The sequence below is a fragment of the Barnesiella sp. An22 genome, from assembly GCF_002159975.1.
Classification (GTDB): Bacteria; Bacteroidota; Bacteroidia; order Bacteroidales; family Barnesiellaceae; genus Barnesiella; species Barnesiella merdigallinarum.
In genome coordinates, this window is sequence record NZ_NFJR01000012.1 from 1 (window position 1) to 16336 (window position 16336).

Annotated in this window: 18 protein-coding genes; 14 read left to right on the forward strand and 4 right to left on the reverse strand. The window is 49.9% G+C overall.

What is annotated here, in order from left to right:
* Positions 1–154 precede the first annotated feature (154 nt).
* The 6 genes from B5F38_RS10860 to B5F38_RS10895 all read left to right on the forward strand — a co-directional run bounded on the left by B5F38_RS10860 (position 155) and on the right by B5F38_RS10895 (position 4799).
* Positions 155–409 carry an LPD11 domain-containing protein gene (locus B5F38_RS10860; protein WP_087409318.1) on the forward strand — a complete coding sequence of 85 codons (255 nt, stop codon included), beginning with the start codon at positions 155–157 and terminating at the stop codon, positions 407–409.
* 203 nt (positions 410–612) lie between these two features.
* On the forward strand, positions 613–822 hold the full coding sequence (locus B5F38_RS10865; RefSeq protein ID WP_087409319.1) for a hypothetical protein: 210 nt from the start codon (positions 613–615) through the stop codon (positions 820–822).
* 753 nt (positions 823–1575) lie between these two features.
* The gene (locus B5F38_RS10875; protein WP_087409321.1) at positions 1576–1950 is read left to right on the forward strand and encodes a single-stranded DNA-binding protein; all 375 of its coding nucleotides are present in this window, start codon (positions 1576–1578) and stop codon (positions 1948–1950) included.
* Between the two features lie 372 nt (positions 1951–2322).
* Positions 2323–2850, forward strand: coding sequence for a hypothetical protein (locus tag B5F38_RS10880; RefSeq protein WP_087409322.1), 528 nt, complete (start codon positions 2323–2325; stop codon positions 2848–2850).
* Between the two features lie 465 nt (positions 2851–3315).
* Positions 3316–3630, forward strand: coding sequence for a hypothetical protein (locus B5F38_RS10890; RefSeq protein WP_087409323.1), 315 nt, complete (start codon positions 3316–3318; stop codon positions 3628–3630).
* 488 nt (positions 3631–4118) lie between these two features.
* On the forward strand, positions 4119–4799 hold the full coding sequence (locus tag B5F38_RS10895; RefSeq protein ID WP_087409324.1) for a hypothetical protein: 681 nt from the start codon (positions 4119–4121) through the stop codon (positions 4797–4799).
* A 261-nt stretch (positions 4800–5060) separates the two neighbouring features.
* Here the strand turns inward: B5F38_RS10895 and B5F38_RS10900 are convergent, their stop codons facing one another.
* From B5F38_RS10900 to B5F38_RS10915, 4 genes are all read right to left on the reverse strand, one after another.
* Positions 5061–5354: an HU family DNA-binding protein gene (locus tag B5F38_RS10900; RefSeq protein ID WP_255376538.1), complete on the reverse strand. Its 294-nt coding sequence runs from the start codon at positions 5352–5354 to the stop codon at positions 5061–5063.
* 382 nt (positions 5355–5736) lie between these two features.
* Positions 5737–6105, reverse strand: coding sequence for a hypothetical protein (locus tag B5F38_RS10905; protein WP_087409325.1), 369 nt, complete (start codon positions 6103–6105; stop codon positions 5737–5739).
* A gap of 5 nt (positions 6106–6110) precedes the next feature.
* Entirely contained in the window at positions 6111–6767 is a 657-nt protein-coding gene (locus B5F38_RS10910; protein ID WP_087409326.1) for a ParA family protein, read from the reverse strand.
* Positions 6768–7084: 317 nt separating this feature from the next.
* The gene (locus B5F38_RS10915) at positions 7085–7741 is read right to left on the reverse strand and encodes a recombinase family protein (RefSeq protein WP_087409327.1); all 657 of its coding nucleotides are present in this window, start codon (positions 7739–7741) and stop codon (positions 7085–7087) included.
* A gap of 235 nt (positions 7742–7976) precedes the next feature.
* Here B5F38_RS10915 and B5F38_RS10920 point away from each other — a divergent pair, with 235 nt between their 5' ends.
* The 8 genes from B5F38_RS10920 to B5F38_RS10960 all read left to right on the forward strand — a co-directional run bounded on the left by B5F38_RS10920 (position 7977) and on the right by B5F38_RS10960 (position 15906).
* Positions 7977–9026: a hypothetical protein gene (locus tag B5F38_RS10920; protein ID WP_087409328.1), complete on the forward strand. Its 1050-nt coding sequence runs from the start codon at positions 7977–7979 to the stop codon at positions 9024–9026.
* Between the two features lie 26 nt (positions 9027–9052).
* Positions 9053–9505, forward strand: coding sequence for a hypothetical protein (locus B5F38_RS10925; RefSeq protein ID WP_087409329.1), 453 nt, complete (start codon positions 9053–9055; stop codon positions 9503–9505).
* Between the two features lie 11 nt (positions 9506–9516).
* Entirely contained in the window at positions 9517–9912 is a 396-nt protein-coding gene (locus tag B5F38_RS10930; RefSeq protein WP_087409346.1) for a hypothetical protein, read from the forward strand.
* Positions 9909–10454 (forward strand): hypothetical protein, encoded by a 546-nt coding sequence (locus B5F38_RS10935; RefSeq protein WP_087409330.1) that lies wholly within the window; start codon positions 9909–9911, stop codon positions 10452–10454. The genes B5F38_RS10930 and B5F38_RS10935 overlap by 4 nt, the downstream gene beginning before the upstream one ends.
* Positions 10455–10503: 49 nt before the next feature.
* A complete protein-coding gene (locus B5F38_RS10940; protein WP_087409331.1) occupies positions 10504–11376 on the forward strand; it encodes a MarR family transcriptional regulator in 873 nt (290 codons plus the stop codon).
* A 192-nt stretch (positions 11377–11568) separates the two neighbouring features.
* Complete coding sequence (gene mobV / locus B5F38_RS10950; protein ID WP_087409333.1) at positions 11569–13026, forward strand: MobV family relaxase; 1458 nt, start codon at positions 11569–11571, stop codon at positions 13024–13026.
* A 53-nt stretch (positions 13027–13079) separates the two neighbouring features.
* On the forward strand, positions 13080–14567 hold the full coding sequence (locus B5F38_RS10955) for an OmpA family protein (protein ID WP_074704826.1): 1488 nt from the start codon (positions 13080–13082) through the stop codon (positions 14565–14567).
* 130 nt (positions 14568–14697) lie between these two features.
* Positions 14698–15906, forward strand: a complete 1209-nt coding sequence (locus tag B5F38_RS10960; RefSeq protein WP_074704829.1) for a site-specific integrase — start codon at positions 14698–14700, stop codon at positions 15904–15906.
* Positions 15907–16336 lie beyond the last annotated feature (430 nt).

The following is a 16336-nucleotide window of genomic DNA, read 5'->3' on the forward strand; positions in this document are numbered from 1 at the left end:
TTCACGACAAAATCTCCACCTCTCCGAGGTCGTATTTGGTTGTGAAACCCTGCATAAAGAGCCATGCCACCTTTTGAGGCGACATAATTGAATCAAGCCCGAAAGTAGCCGACAAGCTACAAGAGGGAGAAATAAAAACTTAAAAGACAAGAGTATGACGATAGACGAAATTTTACAGCATGACTTACGCTTCAGATACATGTTATTAGGTCGTTTGCAGGCAGATTGCGAGTATTACTTGGGGTTTGGGAACAGGAACACCAACCGTTTGTGGGCGGGTAATGAGGAAGCCCAAATCGAAACCATGACAAAACTTTATGAAAGTTTCGCAGAAGACGAAAGACCTGAATGGCTGACGATGGACGAAATCATGGAATACGGCAGGAGAATGATAACGATGGAGAGATAGAGACAAATTCCGAGAAGCCGGATTATCGGAAAATTCCCGGAATGGTGGGATTCCACGAGAGGAAAATCATGCGATTATCAAGGGACAAAAGACAGCCAATAAGGCATTCGGGCGTTATTTGTATGGATTATAAATAACGCCCGAATCATACAAGAATAAAATAAATTCATACATTTACATTAAAAACCGAAAAAATAAACGCCATGATATTGAATGTTGGAGACTGTGTGGAAATGAAGCTACCCAATAGCCGGGGCATGAAAGTATCTTGCCATGTCCTGGCAATCGTGAAAGACCCTGATGATACTTCGGAAGAGGGAAATATGATTGTTTTCCGCTACTGGGGAAATAATAAAAAAAGATGGTTTTGGGAAGTACAGCCGTACTGGGTACTGGAAATGTATAACAAATAGCACTGGTCTTATGTAACACAAGAAAGTACCTTCGTTGTCCCGTTTTAGGGCTTTCTGCCCATCGCAACTACATTCATAGACGGCCCCTCCGTATTCACCGCAACAGCCCTTTATATTCTCTTTTGGCTGCGCCACATCCTTTTATAGCTGCCTCTCCACTCGCAGGGCGCCACTCCGCCGCTTTGTCGGAAAGGCTGGTTTCCGCCATTTCCCCTTTTCCTGCTTCTCTTTCCTCATATCATGGCCGGATAAGGGCAGCGCACTGACGATATGCGGCACACGCTGGTTGTCGGTTCTTCGTCAGATGCACGCTCCACATCACAACGCACATGGCCGGTCGGACGGCATGTCGTTTATTGCCGCTTCCACCCAAGAGGCCGGACGGTACGTTTCCACGCCTCGATGTCCTTCTCCGCTTCATGCCGGAACGCGCCGTAATCTTGTGCCGGTAGGCGGACAGGTCTTTTCGGTTCTCCGAACCCGCCACGATTTTTTTCATCCCGCCTTTTCCGCGACCGGTTCCTATCGAAGTCATCATCATTATTCCGTTGCAAAGATAGTGTGCAGACGGGACCGGTTCCGTGAACCTTGACCAATGGCGTACCGCACAAATCTTCCTTTATCAGGCCTCCGGTTTGGGGCTGCGCCTCAAAATAAAGAGTATTTATGCGTTATCCTTGGTGCTTTCCCTTTGCTGCACCTACTTTTTTCGGCACCGTAAAAATGATTCATTAACTTCAAAAAACAATCGCAATGAAAAAGATCGAGAACAATTTCGTAGTAACCGGATTCGTAGGAAAAGACGCTGAAATCCGCCAGTTCACCACCGCAAGTGTAGCACGTTTCCCGCTGGCAATCGCCCGTCAGGAGAAGAACGGCGAGGACACCAACCGCATATCCGCCCTGATGAACATGGAAGCGTGGCGCAAAAACGAGAATGCCGGGTCGTTCGACCAGCTCACCAAAGGCACGCTGCTCACCGTGGAGGGTTACTTCAAGCCTGAAGAGTGGGCCGACCAGGGCGGCGTGAAGCACAACCGCATCGTGATGGTCGCTGTCAAGTTCTATCCGGCTGTCGAGAAAGAGGAAGCTCCTGTGGAGCCGAAAAAGAAAAAGGGCAAGAAGTAATCCCTGCCTTATCTTGAACAGAGCGGTCTTCGGACCGCTTTTATTTTGCTCGTTACCGTTCCGCAGAATCGCAACTTTTATACACTCCGTCCATTCTCCGCTTACCCGCCGCCGTCCATTGATTTTCCCTGCAAAGTTAAGGCTGGCGTGAACCGGCAAGGCGCGGCTTCATTTGCGATTAACAACCATCAACTCGCAAGCTCGCCAATACTTCTTAACACAAATGGAACCGTCCGGGACTGCCGCTTCCTCCTTGTCTTGTTCCCGCCTTTTCGCCTTGTGTCCCGCATGTAAAATCGAATCCCGCCAGGCGAGGTGAAAGCCTCCGATAACAGGGATAAAAAACAAGTAACACATTAACATTCAAAACGTATGAAACACATGATTTGGACAAGCGATGACTTGTTGAACGAAGCAGCAAAGGAGGATTATCAAAAATCCCAACGGGAAATGCTGGACGATGACACCTACGAGGTCAGCGATGAAGAATGGGCGGAAGAAGTTTATAACTGGCTGGACGATGAACGGTACAACCTGAACAAACAGGTGGACGGCGTTATTATCGTGTTCGGAGACCTTGGGCTGTGGCATGGTCGGAGGCAAGGCTACCAGATTTTGGGAAGCAACATCGCCGATATTCTGAAATCCTCGTGCGAATATGCGGAATGGTACGGCGACGGCTATAACATTCGGAGCCGGATGACCCACCACGACGGCACGAACTACGTCCTCTACAGGGTTGCCAAAGACCGTGAAGAAGCGGAACGTATCGCCGAGAAAATCTACAACCGTGAAATCGACGAGCAGGGTTTCCGCAAAAGAACACGTTCTCTCTATCCGTATGTAGCCGACGTGTATGGCTGGAAAACAAGGCAGCGCAAGCCGGACGAAGCCGCATAAGGTAACACTCATAAGAGAATACCGCACCCCAAATAAGGTGCGGTATTTTTCCTTGTGGATGACGAAGCGCGGCCCGTCTCCTTTTGTAACAGAACCGTCAGTCGTGCCTCGTTCCGGGATGCCCCGCCGGATGCCCTTGCGTACATTTCGCCCTACGGGGCGGTGGCCCATTTTTATATTCTTCACTTTCCCCCTGTTTTATTCTCCCCGCACTTGTTCCCCCGTATTCCATTCCGGAAGCCCGGTTATTTTCTCTGCAAAGTTCGATTGCCGGCTGTCTGGCCTGTCAAGTACCGCTTGCGCTTGCCGCCGGAAAATCTTCCTCCCTGACACGTCGGCGAGCGTATTTTCCGTGTCCTCCTTGCCCGGGCCTGCCGCCAATCCTTGGGGCAGAAAAATAATCAGCCTTCGGTACAGAATGTATCGGAGGGAAAACAAAAAAAATCAACTTTAAATTAAATCGTTATGACATTCAGAGAATTTATGCAAGAGAACGGGTACGAGTTGCAAACAACCTTTTGGAATGATTTTTCAATAGCTGACCGATTTGGTCTTTCGGCCGTTCAAGACACATTCAATCGTGCTTTCGAGGAGTGGAAAGAAGACTACAAGTACCTTACCGAGCTGGTACTGGTGCTTAACCACAAAATTTGGCAGTACCACGAGAATAAGCCGGAATATGCAACGCTCTACAACACTCTCTACATACAGGCCGACCAGTATGCAGCGGAGAACCTGAAAGATGAAGAGCTATCCTATTTCTATGATGTTACGGATTAGCGAAGCCTGAACAAAGGCTGTGGCTGCCGAATCGGGAAACCACTGCCGAACAAACAAATACCGCAACCGTCATTACGTGATGGCTGCGGTATTCGTTATTTTATGTCCGGAGTGCCAAACCGTCCTCTTTTATATGTTCCGGCTGGACGGCTATCCTCCTTTTCTAACCGGTCACATTCCCTTTATATCTTCAGCATCCATCCCTTATACCAGTTTCCGCCTTCCGTGTTTCTCCTCTCTGTCCTTCATCCTGTCACCGGTTTGGTTTTATCAGATGCAAAGGTCGGTTGTCGCACTTGATCCGGTGGCTTAAAGTGCATTTCCTGTAAAATTCTTCCTTCCTGCACAAGAGTAATTTGGCAGGAAAAGCCACCGTATGAAATTATCCCGACAACCGTGTACCGCATCCGTAAAACCCAAAAGCGGTTCAGGGAATAAAGAGCCGACAGGAGGGTGAAAAAAGTATTAACAAATTAAAAAACAGAATTATGCCTAATCATGTAACAAACCGCTTGGAAATAAAAGCGGACAGCGAAACGGTACAGAAAGTAATGAATTTCCTGAAAGGAGAAAACGAAGAGGACGGCACGCCTTGCTACATCGACTTTAACAGGATTATCCCCATGCCCGAAGAACTGCTGATTGACGCATCCAGCGATGGGGAACTGGGAATGGAATATCTCGCCGCAATGCAGCGAAAGCCGTTCTATACACCGGATGATTTGAAAGCCATTCAACGGGTGGAAGAACTGCAGGAAGAGAGAAGAAAAGAGGTATTGCAGCTTGGAGCGTCATACCTGAACAATCTCGAAAAATACGGTTATCCAACCTGGTACGAGTGGTCTATTGCCACTTGGGGCACAAAATGGAATGCCTATGACCAATATTTTGAAGAGCCGAACATCCTTTGGTTTGATACGGCTTGGGATAGCGTGCCGCAACTTATTCAAAAACTCTCCGAGATATTTCCGGAGGTTGAGTTTCACTATGCCTACGCAGATGAAGACTTGGGGTATAACGTGGGTAGAGGGATTATCCAAAATGGTGAAATCGACATGACGATACCGGAAGGCGGAAGCAACGAAGCCTTTGAAATCATGTTCTTTGTTAAACCGGGAATGGATGAATACTTTGAACTGACGGACGAAGGCTACAAGTGGATAGCCTAAACTTTCGATACCGGTAACGACCGAAGCGGGTTCAGGATACATGGTAACAGATGTGTCCTGAATCTATTTTCGGGACTGCCCACTTGTATCTCCCTTGAAGACCATTTTTTATACCCATTTCCCGTACCCGTTCCCTTTTATACCCACCCAAATAAACGAATGCCGCAACATGCCTGTTTAAGACTGTGCGGCATTCGTTAGCTCATGTTGGGAGTACCTGATAGTACTTAGGACCACGATCGGGATAAACTGTTTTATGTTTTATTTTCCCTCTTTTACCGCCTCAAGGAACGTTTTTGCAGGTTTGAACGCAGGGACGGAGTGAGCCGGAATCACGATAGTCGTGTTCTTCGATATATTTCGGGCAACCTTTTTCGCCCGCTTCTTGATGATGAAACTGCCGAACCCGCGCAGGAACACCTCGTCTCCCGCGACCATCGAATCCTTCACGGTCTCCATGAATGCTTCCACGACGGTCATTGCGACCGCCTTTTCCACTCCGGTCTGCTGTGCAATCCGGGCTACAATATCCGCTTTTGTCATACTGCCAGAAATTTTTAGATTATGAATTTTGTGTTAAAGTAATGATTATCACTTTATCTTCCATGATTGACGTGCCGAAAATTTGCATCCGAACGGAACAGGAACCCGGATAAACACTGGTCACTCCCGAAACCTTGCGGAAAACATTCGATTCCCTGCGGATTCCCTCGGTCCGCCAAACCATTTTTCGATACCGGCCTGTTACTGGTCCCGCCTGTAGTCACTCTTGCTGAAGCCGCCGAATATCCCCTTGAGGATTTTTCCCACGACCCAGAACACGGCGATTATCACTATTATTTCCATGCTGCTATATATTTATTTAATCCTATATTTATTGAAATATGTAATTACACAATTAAATAATTATATAATTACATATTTATATATTTTTGTTCTACAACTCATTGAGCCTGTCCTCATTCTCTTCGATATAAGTCATGATAATGGCAGCTGCCAAAGACCGCAGCGGAATGTTACGGCTCGCATTGACACGGATAAGCTCCAGTTTTTTCTTGACTTCCTTCGGCAGCCAGATGGCGATGCCCTGCTCGTTGATACGGGTGTATCTGGCGAGGTTCTCCTCGAAAGCCTTCTTGCCGCCACGTCGGGGCTTGCCCGTTTTCTTCGGTGTTTCCGGAGTCTCGTTTGCGTTCTCTGCTCCGGCCTCCGTGTCGTTTCCGGAAGCGGTTATACCGCGAACAATGTCATCAAGCCCCATGCTTGCCAGTGGATTGTCTATCGTCGGCCTGTTGTTTTTTGCCATAGTGCCTATTCGTTAAGATGAAGTACCTCGATGATTTTGTCGAATGAAGGTTCGACTGCCGCAAGCTGGCTTTTCTCCAGCGGGTACAGGGTGGTGTACCGCTTGACGGCCACGCTCTGCTTTACCGTCGGCATGACTGTCCCCACCAGTCCCAGGAACTCGGTGGTCTGTGCCCTTTGCCGCAGCTCCTCCGATTTCTTCTCGGACGTGTTGATACGGTTTGGCAGGAACACGAGGTCTGCCGCCGACACGGTTTTCAACGCCTTGACGAATATCCCCGTCGCGTCCACGGTGTCCGCATCGAACGAGATGGGGATGATAGCCGTGTCCGCCGACTTGTAGATGTATTCCAGATTGCGGTCGTTCAAGTTACCCGGGCAATCTATGAGGACAACTCCCGGCACCTCTTTCAGTTTGGCCATGATACGCTCCAGTTGTTCCCGGTTTGCCGTGTCCAGCAAATCCACGTTCCACGGGATTGGAGCCTCCGGTGCCACATCCTTCTCGCGCTTCCGGTGACGGTACAACGATGCCTGCAAGTCCGCGTCGATTGCCATGACGGGATAACCCCGCTCTACCAGATAGCTCGCGAACAGCGCACAGAGCGTTGTCTTGCCGACGCCACCTTTAATGTTGCTGAATATGACGATTTTGTTCTTCATTGCTATATGTTTCCTTTATTGTTTTCCTCTTGCAAAAATAGTGATTTCTATCCGTTTTACCAAGAAAAAGCGGTATATAATTATATATTTATTATTTTATTCAATTATATAATTATATAAAATATAATCACGGCTAATAGTTGGATAATCAGCGTAATGATAAGTATGCCAAAGAAAATCCGCACACCATCATGACGATAATGTACGGATTGCAGCATATTATATACTTATATAATTATATACTTATATAATTATAGGATTATGTAGTTACATAAATAAATAGAACGCATCCCCGACATGGGTCGCTTACGCACCTGTTAGTCCGGCTGCCCTTCCGCGAGACCTTCATCCCCTTTCTTCTTCCTTTTTCCAAGAGGACCGCTGAACTTGCCCCGGTTGAGATTCACCTTGTACTTGTTGAGAATGCGGAACACCGAACTTCGGCTGTTATAACCGCTCACGGCAAGGATGGAATCAATCGAATGACCGTTGTTGTACATATCCACGATGGTATTTTCCCGGTCTTTCTGATCCATAGCCTTTACCGCTTTTGTCTGCGTCCGTATGTCCTGTTGCAGTTGCATGGCATGAGCGGACGAGTTACGCAACACCGTTACCTCCTCGGCAAGTCCTCCCAGCATATTCAGCACATCTACGGCTGTCGTCTCGGGGAACATCTTGCCTGCTGAATCTATCCTGTCATGGATGGAGATAATACGCACTACCTTGATACGGCAGAACTCGACGAACGATGCCAGCTCGCGCGTTCCCCGCACGGCATTGCTGAATTTGGATACCACAATTTCGTCGCCACGTTCGAGTTTGGAGATAAGCTGCTTCCATTGAGGTCGAAGCGACTCGTGTTCAACCGATTCCTCTACTATCTGTATGCACCCGTACTGTTGCATCCACTCTTTGTCCGCGTCGAATCCCTCATAAAGATCCGCCTTGAATATATAACCGACTTTTGCCATACAATCTATATTGCTATGCTAACAAGTGCAAATGTAAGAGTTTTATTTTATCTAATATCATACTTTGGCCGAAAAAATGAACTTTGCCACTTTTTTGACCGTTTTTTTCTTCACTTGTTTTCATTGAAAATCATACTATTAAGTACGATATTAAAAAATAGACAAAAAACAGGACAGGGCGATAGATGTCTTGAAAATAATACATAGATTTGCGGCTAAAATATGATATTAAAATATGATTTATAAAACATCGTACTTAAAAAATATACTTTCCGTTATCGGAACCTGTGCCGTACCGGCTGCCGTTTTTACCCTGACATCATGCGGCGGGGGAAGTGGAAAACCATACGGCGAAGTTCAAAACACCCCTGCCGGAATATACAGGGAATACCTGTCCGGACTACGGACACAGGACGGGCTTTCTTTCGAGGGCTTGACGGCACGTCTCGGTCAATGGCAGACGGTCAGGGATTCCGTGTCCGCACATATCCGACGGGACACGCTGTGGCGTTCCCACACCGATACGCGCAAAGAGTGCCTCTTGCTGCACGATTCCATCCGTATGGAACTTTCCCGGCTGGCACGGTCGAGACCGCGCACCTATAAAGAGGTGCTGGCACTTAAAGAGTGCTTCTCCCCATACGCCGAAGACGGGGAGCTGCATCGCTCCGCGCAGGAGATACGCCCGTTCTTCGCCTCGCTGGACAGCCGCATGGCATACCGGGGCGGCAAGGAACAGCTCCTGTCAGCGTACCGCACGCTTCTCTCCGAGACACAGCGCAAAGGCATACACGGGCACGGCGACCTGACCCGGTTCATCGAGAAGGAGGATGCCCTTTTCCGTGCTTTCCTTGCACGCCTGAACGATTACAACGACATGGACCTGTCCGACATCACCCGCGATACGGAAAAATGCTGCGCAGAGGTGTTCCGTGCTGCCGAGCGGCAGGAAATCACCTACAAGGAAGCCATGATCTACATGGCCATGCGTACCAACAGGCGGGTAATACAGAATGTACGGGCCTGTCTTGACGGTGTACAGCGGGGCGAGGTCGCCACATCCCGACAAGCCCATGCCTTCATCTGGATGATTCTCCAGCCATACGCCTCGTTGGACGGTTTCTGCCTCACGCTGCTTTCTCCCCGTGACAAGGAGGCGCTCGACAGGATAGCGACGGAAACGCCCGGCGCTTTCAGCACCTTGCGTAAAATCCTGCCCTCGGAGAACGACAGGCTGGAAGAGCTGCCCGGTATGCTCATCGAAATCCACATCGCCACGCTATAAAAACAAAGTCTGACAAAATACATGATATGATTATGCTACGACATTTTCTGGACGACTTCATGGCGTCCGTTCCCCTGCAGCTGCCCCGGCTGCTTAACATTACGACAATGGAAGAGCCGAAGTTCTACGGCGACTACGTGCTGCTCACGTTCCCGCTACGGGACCCTTACGACTTGGAGGAGGTGATGGACATGTTCGAGGACGACATGGAGCTGATTACGCTTTACCATCACATCCCTGCCGGATCGGGCAATTTCGGACACGGCACCTGCGCCTATTCAAACCCCGCGTTCGGGCAGATGTTCAAAATCAACGCCAGGACGGAGGCGGACGGCAAGGTGCGCCATATCACCGCGACTGTCTATGATTCGCTGGAAATGATGTACGGTGACCTCTGCCTTGACCTGAAACTGCACTCCAAGAACGGGCATTTCAAGTACAAGAAAGACCATGCGGATGTCCTGATTGATTTCTTTTGAAACACCGGGCCATGCGAAATACGATATACCGGCAGCTGGTATTCTGCATCGACACGTACCGTACATGGATAGAGGTCGCCGACGACAATCTCTACAAGGAATATGTCATCAAGAGACGCACCCGTACCGACTACCTCGTTTCCCGCACGCTGGTACTGCGTGCCTGCAAGGACCACGCTCCATACGACAAGGGCATGACGTGGATGGTTCCCGAACACGAACTGGACAAGGCTCTGGCCACCTACCGAAAGCAGGACGCCTCGTTCAAGACCCGTATCAAGAAAGGCGACAGCTACCTCTCGGCAAGAGATGCCGAAGCCATTATCCGGCTGGCCACCTACGGCGTTATCCGGCTCGAACTTGTGGTCCGGCCACTTAACATATTCTCAAACTCATATTATCTATGACTTGGATTATACTGCAATTCCTGTTTCTCGCCATGCCTGTTGCCATAACATCGGCATTGTACAAAAGCAACCGTCGTTTCATGGACAGATTCTACGAGAGAATGGTCCGCAACGAAAAGGCCCGCAAACTCCACACGTGGGTGCTGCTCACCGTGCTGCTCCTGTACCACTATGTATATACGAACGGACACCCCGGCGAGTTCGGTATCGTGTTCTCGACCATTGTATGTGCCGCATTGGCCTCTTACAGACGGACGGACCGCTGGCTGCGCTACCTGCTTGACCGGCCGCGTGCGTTCGCCATCTACGCGCTCGTGGCGGTGGTCATTGCCGGCATACCGCATCTGCACGCACTGGCCGTTACCATCTCCTTCGTTCTTCTGGCAGCCTTGTTCTATCCTTCCGTGCGGGTAATGTCCGAATGGAAGGAAAACGACATGGATAAGATTTTCAAGTGGGTCGAGCACCCCGAGACATTTGCCGAAAGCTATCACGACAATCATCACGCAATGTTGCCGCACGAAGCGGACAACGAAACTTGATAAGCCCGAACAATTTTCACAATGACAAATCATCAAAAAAAGAATCAAAATGAAAAATGGAAATGAAATGCCAGCCTCCATACTGGCAAACGTAGAGGTTTTCGACTACCTCAAGGAAAAAGTCGGCGAGCGAAAGACAAGGACGGAAGCCTACGCGGACCTTCTGGACAAATCGCTGGCAGGTTTCGTATCACCTTTTTTAAGAAAGCAGGACTATGAACTCCGTCCATGCCAGTGTCATGTAACCGTTTCCGACCTCGCCTCGGAGTGGCACTGGCACCGCGCTACCGTCCGCTCGTTTCTGGACACACTCGAAGCGCTCGGACAGTTGGAACGCACCCGGCTGACGAAAAGCGTCATCATCACCATGCCCTTGCAAACCGGACATCCTGCGGATTCACGCAATGTACAGGAAACACCCGGTCTTGCCGACCAACTGCGTGCGGTATTATCCGACTGGGTAATCGGCAAAGCGGAACTCGATGACATCGGATACGAGTGCGAGCGGCTCGTCCGTCAGGCGATGACCGAGACAGGCGTACCCGGCATTTGCCCGAAACCGGACAACTTTTCCTCTGTCAATTTGGCCGCGAGTGATGACGAACGGGCCGTAAAAATCTGCACGACCGCTTTGGGGTGTATAGCCCATGCCGCCATGCAGAGGGCACTACGCAAGCGAAGGTTCGACAACGGTTCGGAATTTTTGGAAGACTTCCGTACCCGCTTCGACGGAGACTGGACGGGTATCGTTGAAATTTCGAGATTGCTTGCCAGGTATATTCTCGATCCCGAAGCGGAGGACGACAATCTCGACGATGACGACAAGGAGATTTTCGATGCGCTTTCCAAGCCTTTCATGGCGCTCGCCGCGAGGGCACAGGAAACGGCGTATCAGACCGGAGACCGCAAACCGAATGTATAACCCCGGACGATCCGCCTTTGGTCCCGGTCGGGAACCTTGCCAGTTATAACAGGCACGCGGGCTTGCCCGCCTGCCACGGAACAGAGGGAGTGGGGAGCCTAATACCCCACCTGCCTTACGTCGGTGGGAAGGGTGTCCTCTGGAACAGCAAGCTGGGACACGGAGGATTGGCCGAAACAACACGAGAACAGTATGGCAAATGCAAAACAAGTGCTCGATGTGCAGGTGTCAAAAGGCATCACCACCGCCCAAAGCAACGAGCATCAGCGTAACCGCAGCGAAAAGGCGGAAAAGTACGCCATGAAAAAGGGCAATTACGACCCGACGCGCAAACAGCTGAACTTCGAGATTGCCCCCGGTGGTAAAATACGCCCCATAGACACGAGCCGGAGCATTCCCGAACGGATGGCGGACATCCTGAACCGTCGGGGCATCAAGGACCCCAACGAGGGACTGGCGGAGCCGAAATACCGCACGGTCGTGAACATCATCTTCGGAGGTTCGCGGGAGCGTATGCACGAGCTGGCGTTCGGCACGCAGCAGGTGGATTTGGAGGAAGGAGCGGACAATTCACGCATCAAAAGGAAGGGTGACATCGAACGCTGGGCGAAGGATGTCTATTCGTTCGTGAGCCGCAGGTACGGCGAGCAGAACATAGCCGCCTTCATTGTACATCTCGACGAGCTGAACCCGCATGTCCACTGTACGCTTCTGCCAATCAAGGACGGCAAGTTTGCGTACAAGGAGATATTCGCCGGAAAGGACAAGTTCGAGTACAGCGAACGGATGAAACAGCTCCATACCGACTTTTTCGCCGAAGTCAATACGAAATGGGGAATGTCGAGAGGAAGAAGTGTCGCCGAGACCGGCGCACGACACCGCACGACCGAGGAATACCGCCGTATGCTTTCCCAAGAGTGTACGAACATCGAGGAAAATATCGACCGTCACCGGAAGGCGTTGTCGGAACTTCAATCGGACATCCGGCTGGCAGAACGCAGGGTCAAGGGACTTACCACGATGGTCGAGAACCTCGAAAAGGCGAAAGCCGAAAAGGAGGCGCAGCTATTGGCAGCCGAAAGCGACCTGAAAGCAAATAAAGGGGATGCAGTGCAATTGGCCGTACAGGTTCAAGGTTTGGAGAAAGAACTGCAAGGAATCACCCGGCAACTGGCAGACAAACAGGAGAAGTTGCAGGCGGCTGACCGACAGCTCGCCGACCTGAAAGAGAACATGAGTGCCATCGAAGAACGCACGGAGGAACTCAAGGAGGAAGCCTACCGGTATTCGCATGACGTCCATTCCAAAGTGGACAGCCTGTTGAAGGATGCCCTACTGGAAAGTGTGGTCAGCGAGTTCCGGAGCGTGTCGGCACGAATGGATATGTCGGAACGGCAACTCTTTGACGGCACACTCGTACAGTCCATCGCGGAACAAGGTACGGAAGTCATGCACTGCGCAACATTGTTGTTCCTCGGCATGGTCGATGATGCCACCACGTTTGCCGAAACACATGGCGGAGGAGGTAGCAAAAGCGACCTGCCTTGGGGACGCGACGAGGACGAGGACAACCGGGCGTGGGCGCTCCGTTGCATGAGGATGGCGAGCCGCATGATGCGGCCGGGTATCGGCAAAAAGCCTAAGCGGTAAATGGCAGATAGTCTTAAATAAATCAAAAGTGTAACAGATAAAATCATCAATATATGACGAAACAACTTATTTTCATTTTTATAATGCTTTGCACCGTGCAGGCACAGACAAAAGCACAGTCTGCACAAGAGGACACTGTACGATACACATCCCGTCATGCTGCCGCGGAACTGCTCCAGCCGACGCAGCCGGTCTATCTCGATGGAGTGGTACTCCCGATGCGCGGAAGCGGCAACTGGTTTGTCAGTATTGCCGGGGGCACGACCGCTTTTCTCGGTACGCCGCTCGGTTGCGAGGACTTGTTCGGACGGCTGAAACCGTCGTACAGCCTCGCCGTCGGCAAGTGGTTCACACCCTCTGTCGGCGCACGGATAAACTACAGCGGTCTGCAGTTTAAGGATGCCCGGTTGTCCACACAGGACTACCATCACATCCATGCGGATCTGTTGTGGAATGTGCTTGGTGGCAGATATGCCCGGAAGGAACAAGTGCGCTGGAGCCTCGCACCTTTTGCGGGTGTCGGTTTGCTGCACCACGCTACTAACGGGCACAATCCCTTTGCCATCTCATACGGGGTGCAGGGACAATACCGTATTTCCAAACGGGTAAGCGCCATGCTGGAACTCTCCGGCATGACCACGTTCCAGGACTTCGACGGGTATGGCAGGGCGAACCGTCTCGGCGACCACATGCTGTCGCTCTCTGCAGGCTTCACGTTCCACATCGGGCAGACCGGATGGAAGCGTGCGATAGACGCAACGTCCTACATCCGCAGGGACGAATGGCTCACGGACTACGCGAACTTCCTGTCGGAGGAGAACAACCGTGCCAAGGGGCGTATCGATCAGGACAGGCGGACGCTTGCCGAATTGAAAAAGATTCTGGAAATCGAAGGCCTGCTCGACACGTACAACCACCTGTTCGGGAACGGGGAAGCCACCGGACGCCAATATCCCGTGAACAATTACAGCGGATTAAATTCGCTCCGGGCGAGGTTGAGAAACAGGCATTGGGACGGAACGTCGTTTCTTAAGGGCGAGAATTTATACGGAAATGCACGGGCAGACACCCTGACGGCTGCTAATCGAAACGGCACGTCCGGCTTCAATGAAAACGGAGGAGGGAACGGCAATCTTTCCGATACCATATTCACATCCGGAAGATATGCCGCCCTTGCATCTGGAGGAAGCGAATGTATCGGTTCTCCGGTTTATTTCTTCTTCTCCCTCAATTCGGCACACTTGACGGATGCCTCACAAATGCTCAACCTTGACGAATTGGCGCGTGTGGCGAAAAAATACGGTTTGTCCGTCAGGGTGACAGGCGCAGCCGACAATTCAACAGGCACGACAGACATTAACGATTCGTTGAGTGTATCACGAGCCGCTTACATCGCCACCGAACTGGAACATCGAGGTATTCCGACTGATTGCATAACCCAAGCAAGCAAAGGTGGAATTGCCGATTACGTGCCAATAGAAGCCAACCGTCATACAAAAGTGGAACTCCTTTTGAAAAAATCGGGAGCAGTGTCGGAATAGACAAAGAAACAGTTACAGGCCGGAAAGCTACGGGATATGTGTCCGGTTGAAAAAGATCCACAGAAAACCTTCGCTTTCTAAGCGGAGGTTTTCTTATTAAATAACAGATAATCAATTTAAAAAAACAGCAATGGCAACAATGAAAGTGAAATTTCGTGCATCTTCTATTCCGACGAAAGAAGGCACATTGTTCTATCAAGTGGTTCACGGGCGCGTAGCCCGGCAAGTCAATACCGGTTATAAGGTATATCCCTGTGAATGGGATGCCGTTCATGCGGAAATCGTTTTTCCGCCCGGGATTGGAGATAGCCGCAGCAATTATCTCGCATCACTGAAAGAAATTTTGTACGGGAACACCAAACGGTTCAAGAACATTATCGCACGCCTGGAACGCGCAGGTGAGGACTATACCGCCGGTGATGTACTGAAATACTACCTCACGCCTTCGGAGGGTGAGGGCTTCATTTCTTTTGCCCGTGAGGTTATCCGGCAGATGGAACAGATTGGGAAACCCCGTACCGCTGAACGGTACACGACTGTCATCAGGAGTTTCGAGCGTTTTTGTGGCGAGAATGATGTACTTCTCGATGAAGTGGATTCGGATTTGATGGTGCGCTATGAAAACTTCCTGAAAGCGACCGGAGTATGTCCTAATACCACATCCTATTATATGCGTGGCTTGCGGGCCATCTACAACCGGGCTGTCGAAAAGGAACTGACCGTGCAACACTCTCCGTTCAAGCATGTTTATACGGGTATTGACAAGACGGTCAAACGGGCTGTTCCGTTGAATATCATCCGTCAGATCCGGGATTTGGATTTGACTCTCTCTCCGGCAACCGATTTTGCAAGGGATGTCTTCATGTTCTCGTTCTACACACGTGGAATGTCATTTATCGACATGGCATTTCTCAAGAAAAAAGATCTTCAGAACGGCATACTCTCTTATCGCAGGCAGAAAACCGGGCAGCAGCTCTCCATCAAATGGGAGAAGCCCATGCAGGAAATCATCGACAAATACGACATCGCAGACACTCCCTATATGTTGCCCATTATCAAGAATATGGATGTGGACGCACGAAGGCAGTACAAGAGCATGGCGCACTTGGTCAATGACAAACTAAGAAGATTGGGTGAACAGCTGGGACTGGCAATCCCATTGACAACATATGTTGCAAGACATGGTTGGGCTTCCATAGCCCGGAGCAAGAACATTCCGCTTGCAATCATCAGCGAAGCGATGGGACATGATTCCGAAAAGACCACCCGCATTTATCTCGCTTCTCTGGATACATCTGCTGTTGATAAAGCAAACAAGCAGATACTTAAGGCTTTATAGTTCTTACTATTAAAATAGAAATATCTTCAGTTTGATATAATCGGATAAGTAGAATACGCGGATATCTGTTGTGCAAATCTCTAATTCTCTTTTCAAGAGAAATATTTCACATTGCAAAATTACCCAAAATGCAAGAAACAACCAAACAAAAACAAATAAAATAACAACTTACAGGGCATTTTTTCCGGGAATATCCAAACAAAATGGAAATTGATTGAGCAAAATCAGACTTTTTACACTGTACAAACAGCCTAAAAAGTCTGATAATTAGACACAAAATAAATTCATATTTCTCTTGAAAAGAGAGATATCGGTTTGCGGACGTTTATGGGACATACTCACGTTCCAAAGTGAAAACGGAATAAGAATATAAATGTATTCAAAGATACCAGTGAGTAGTTCGGGTCAGTAGTTCCCCTAAAAACGGATG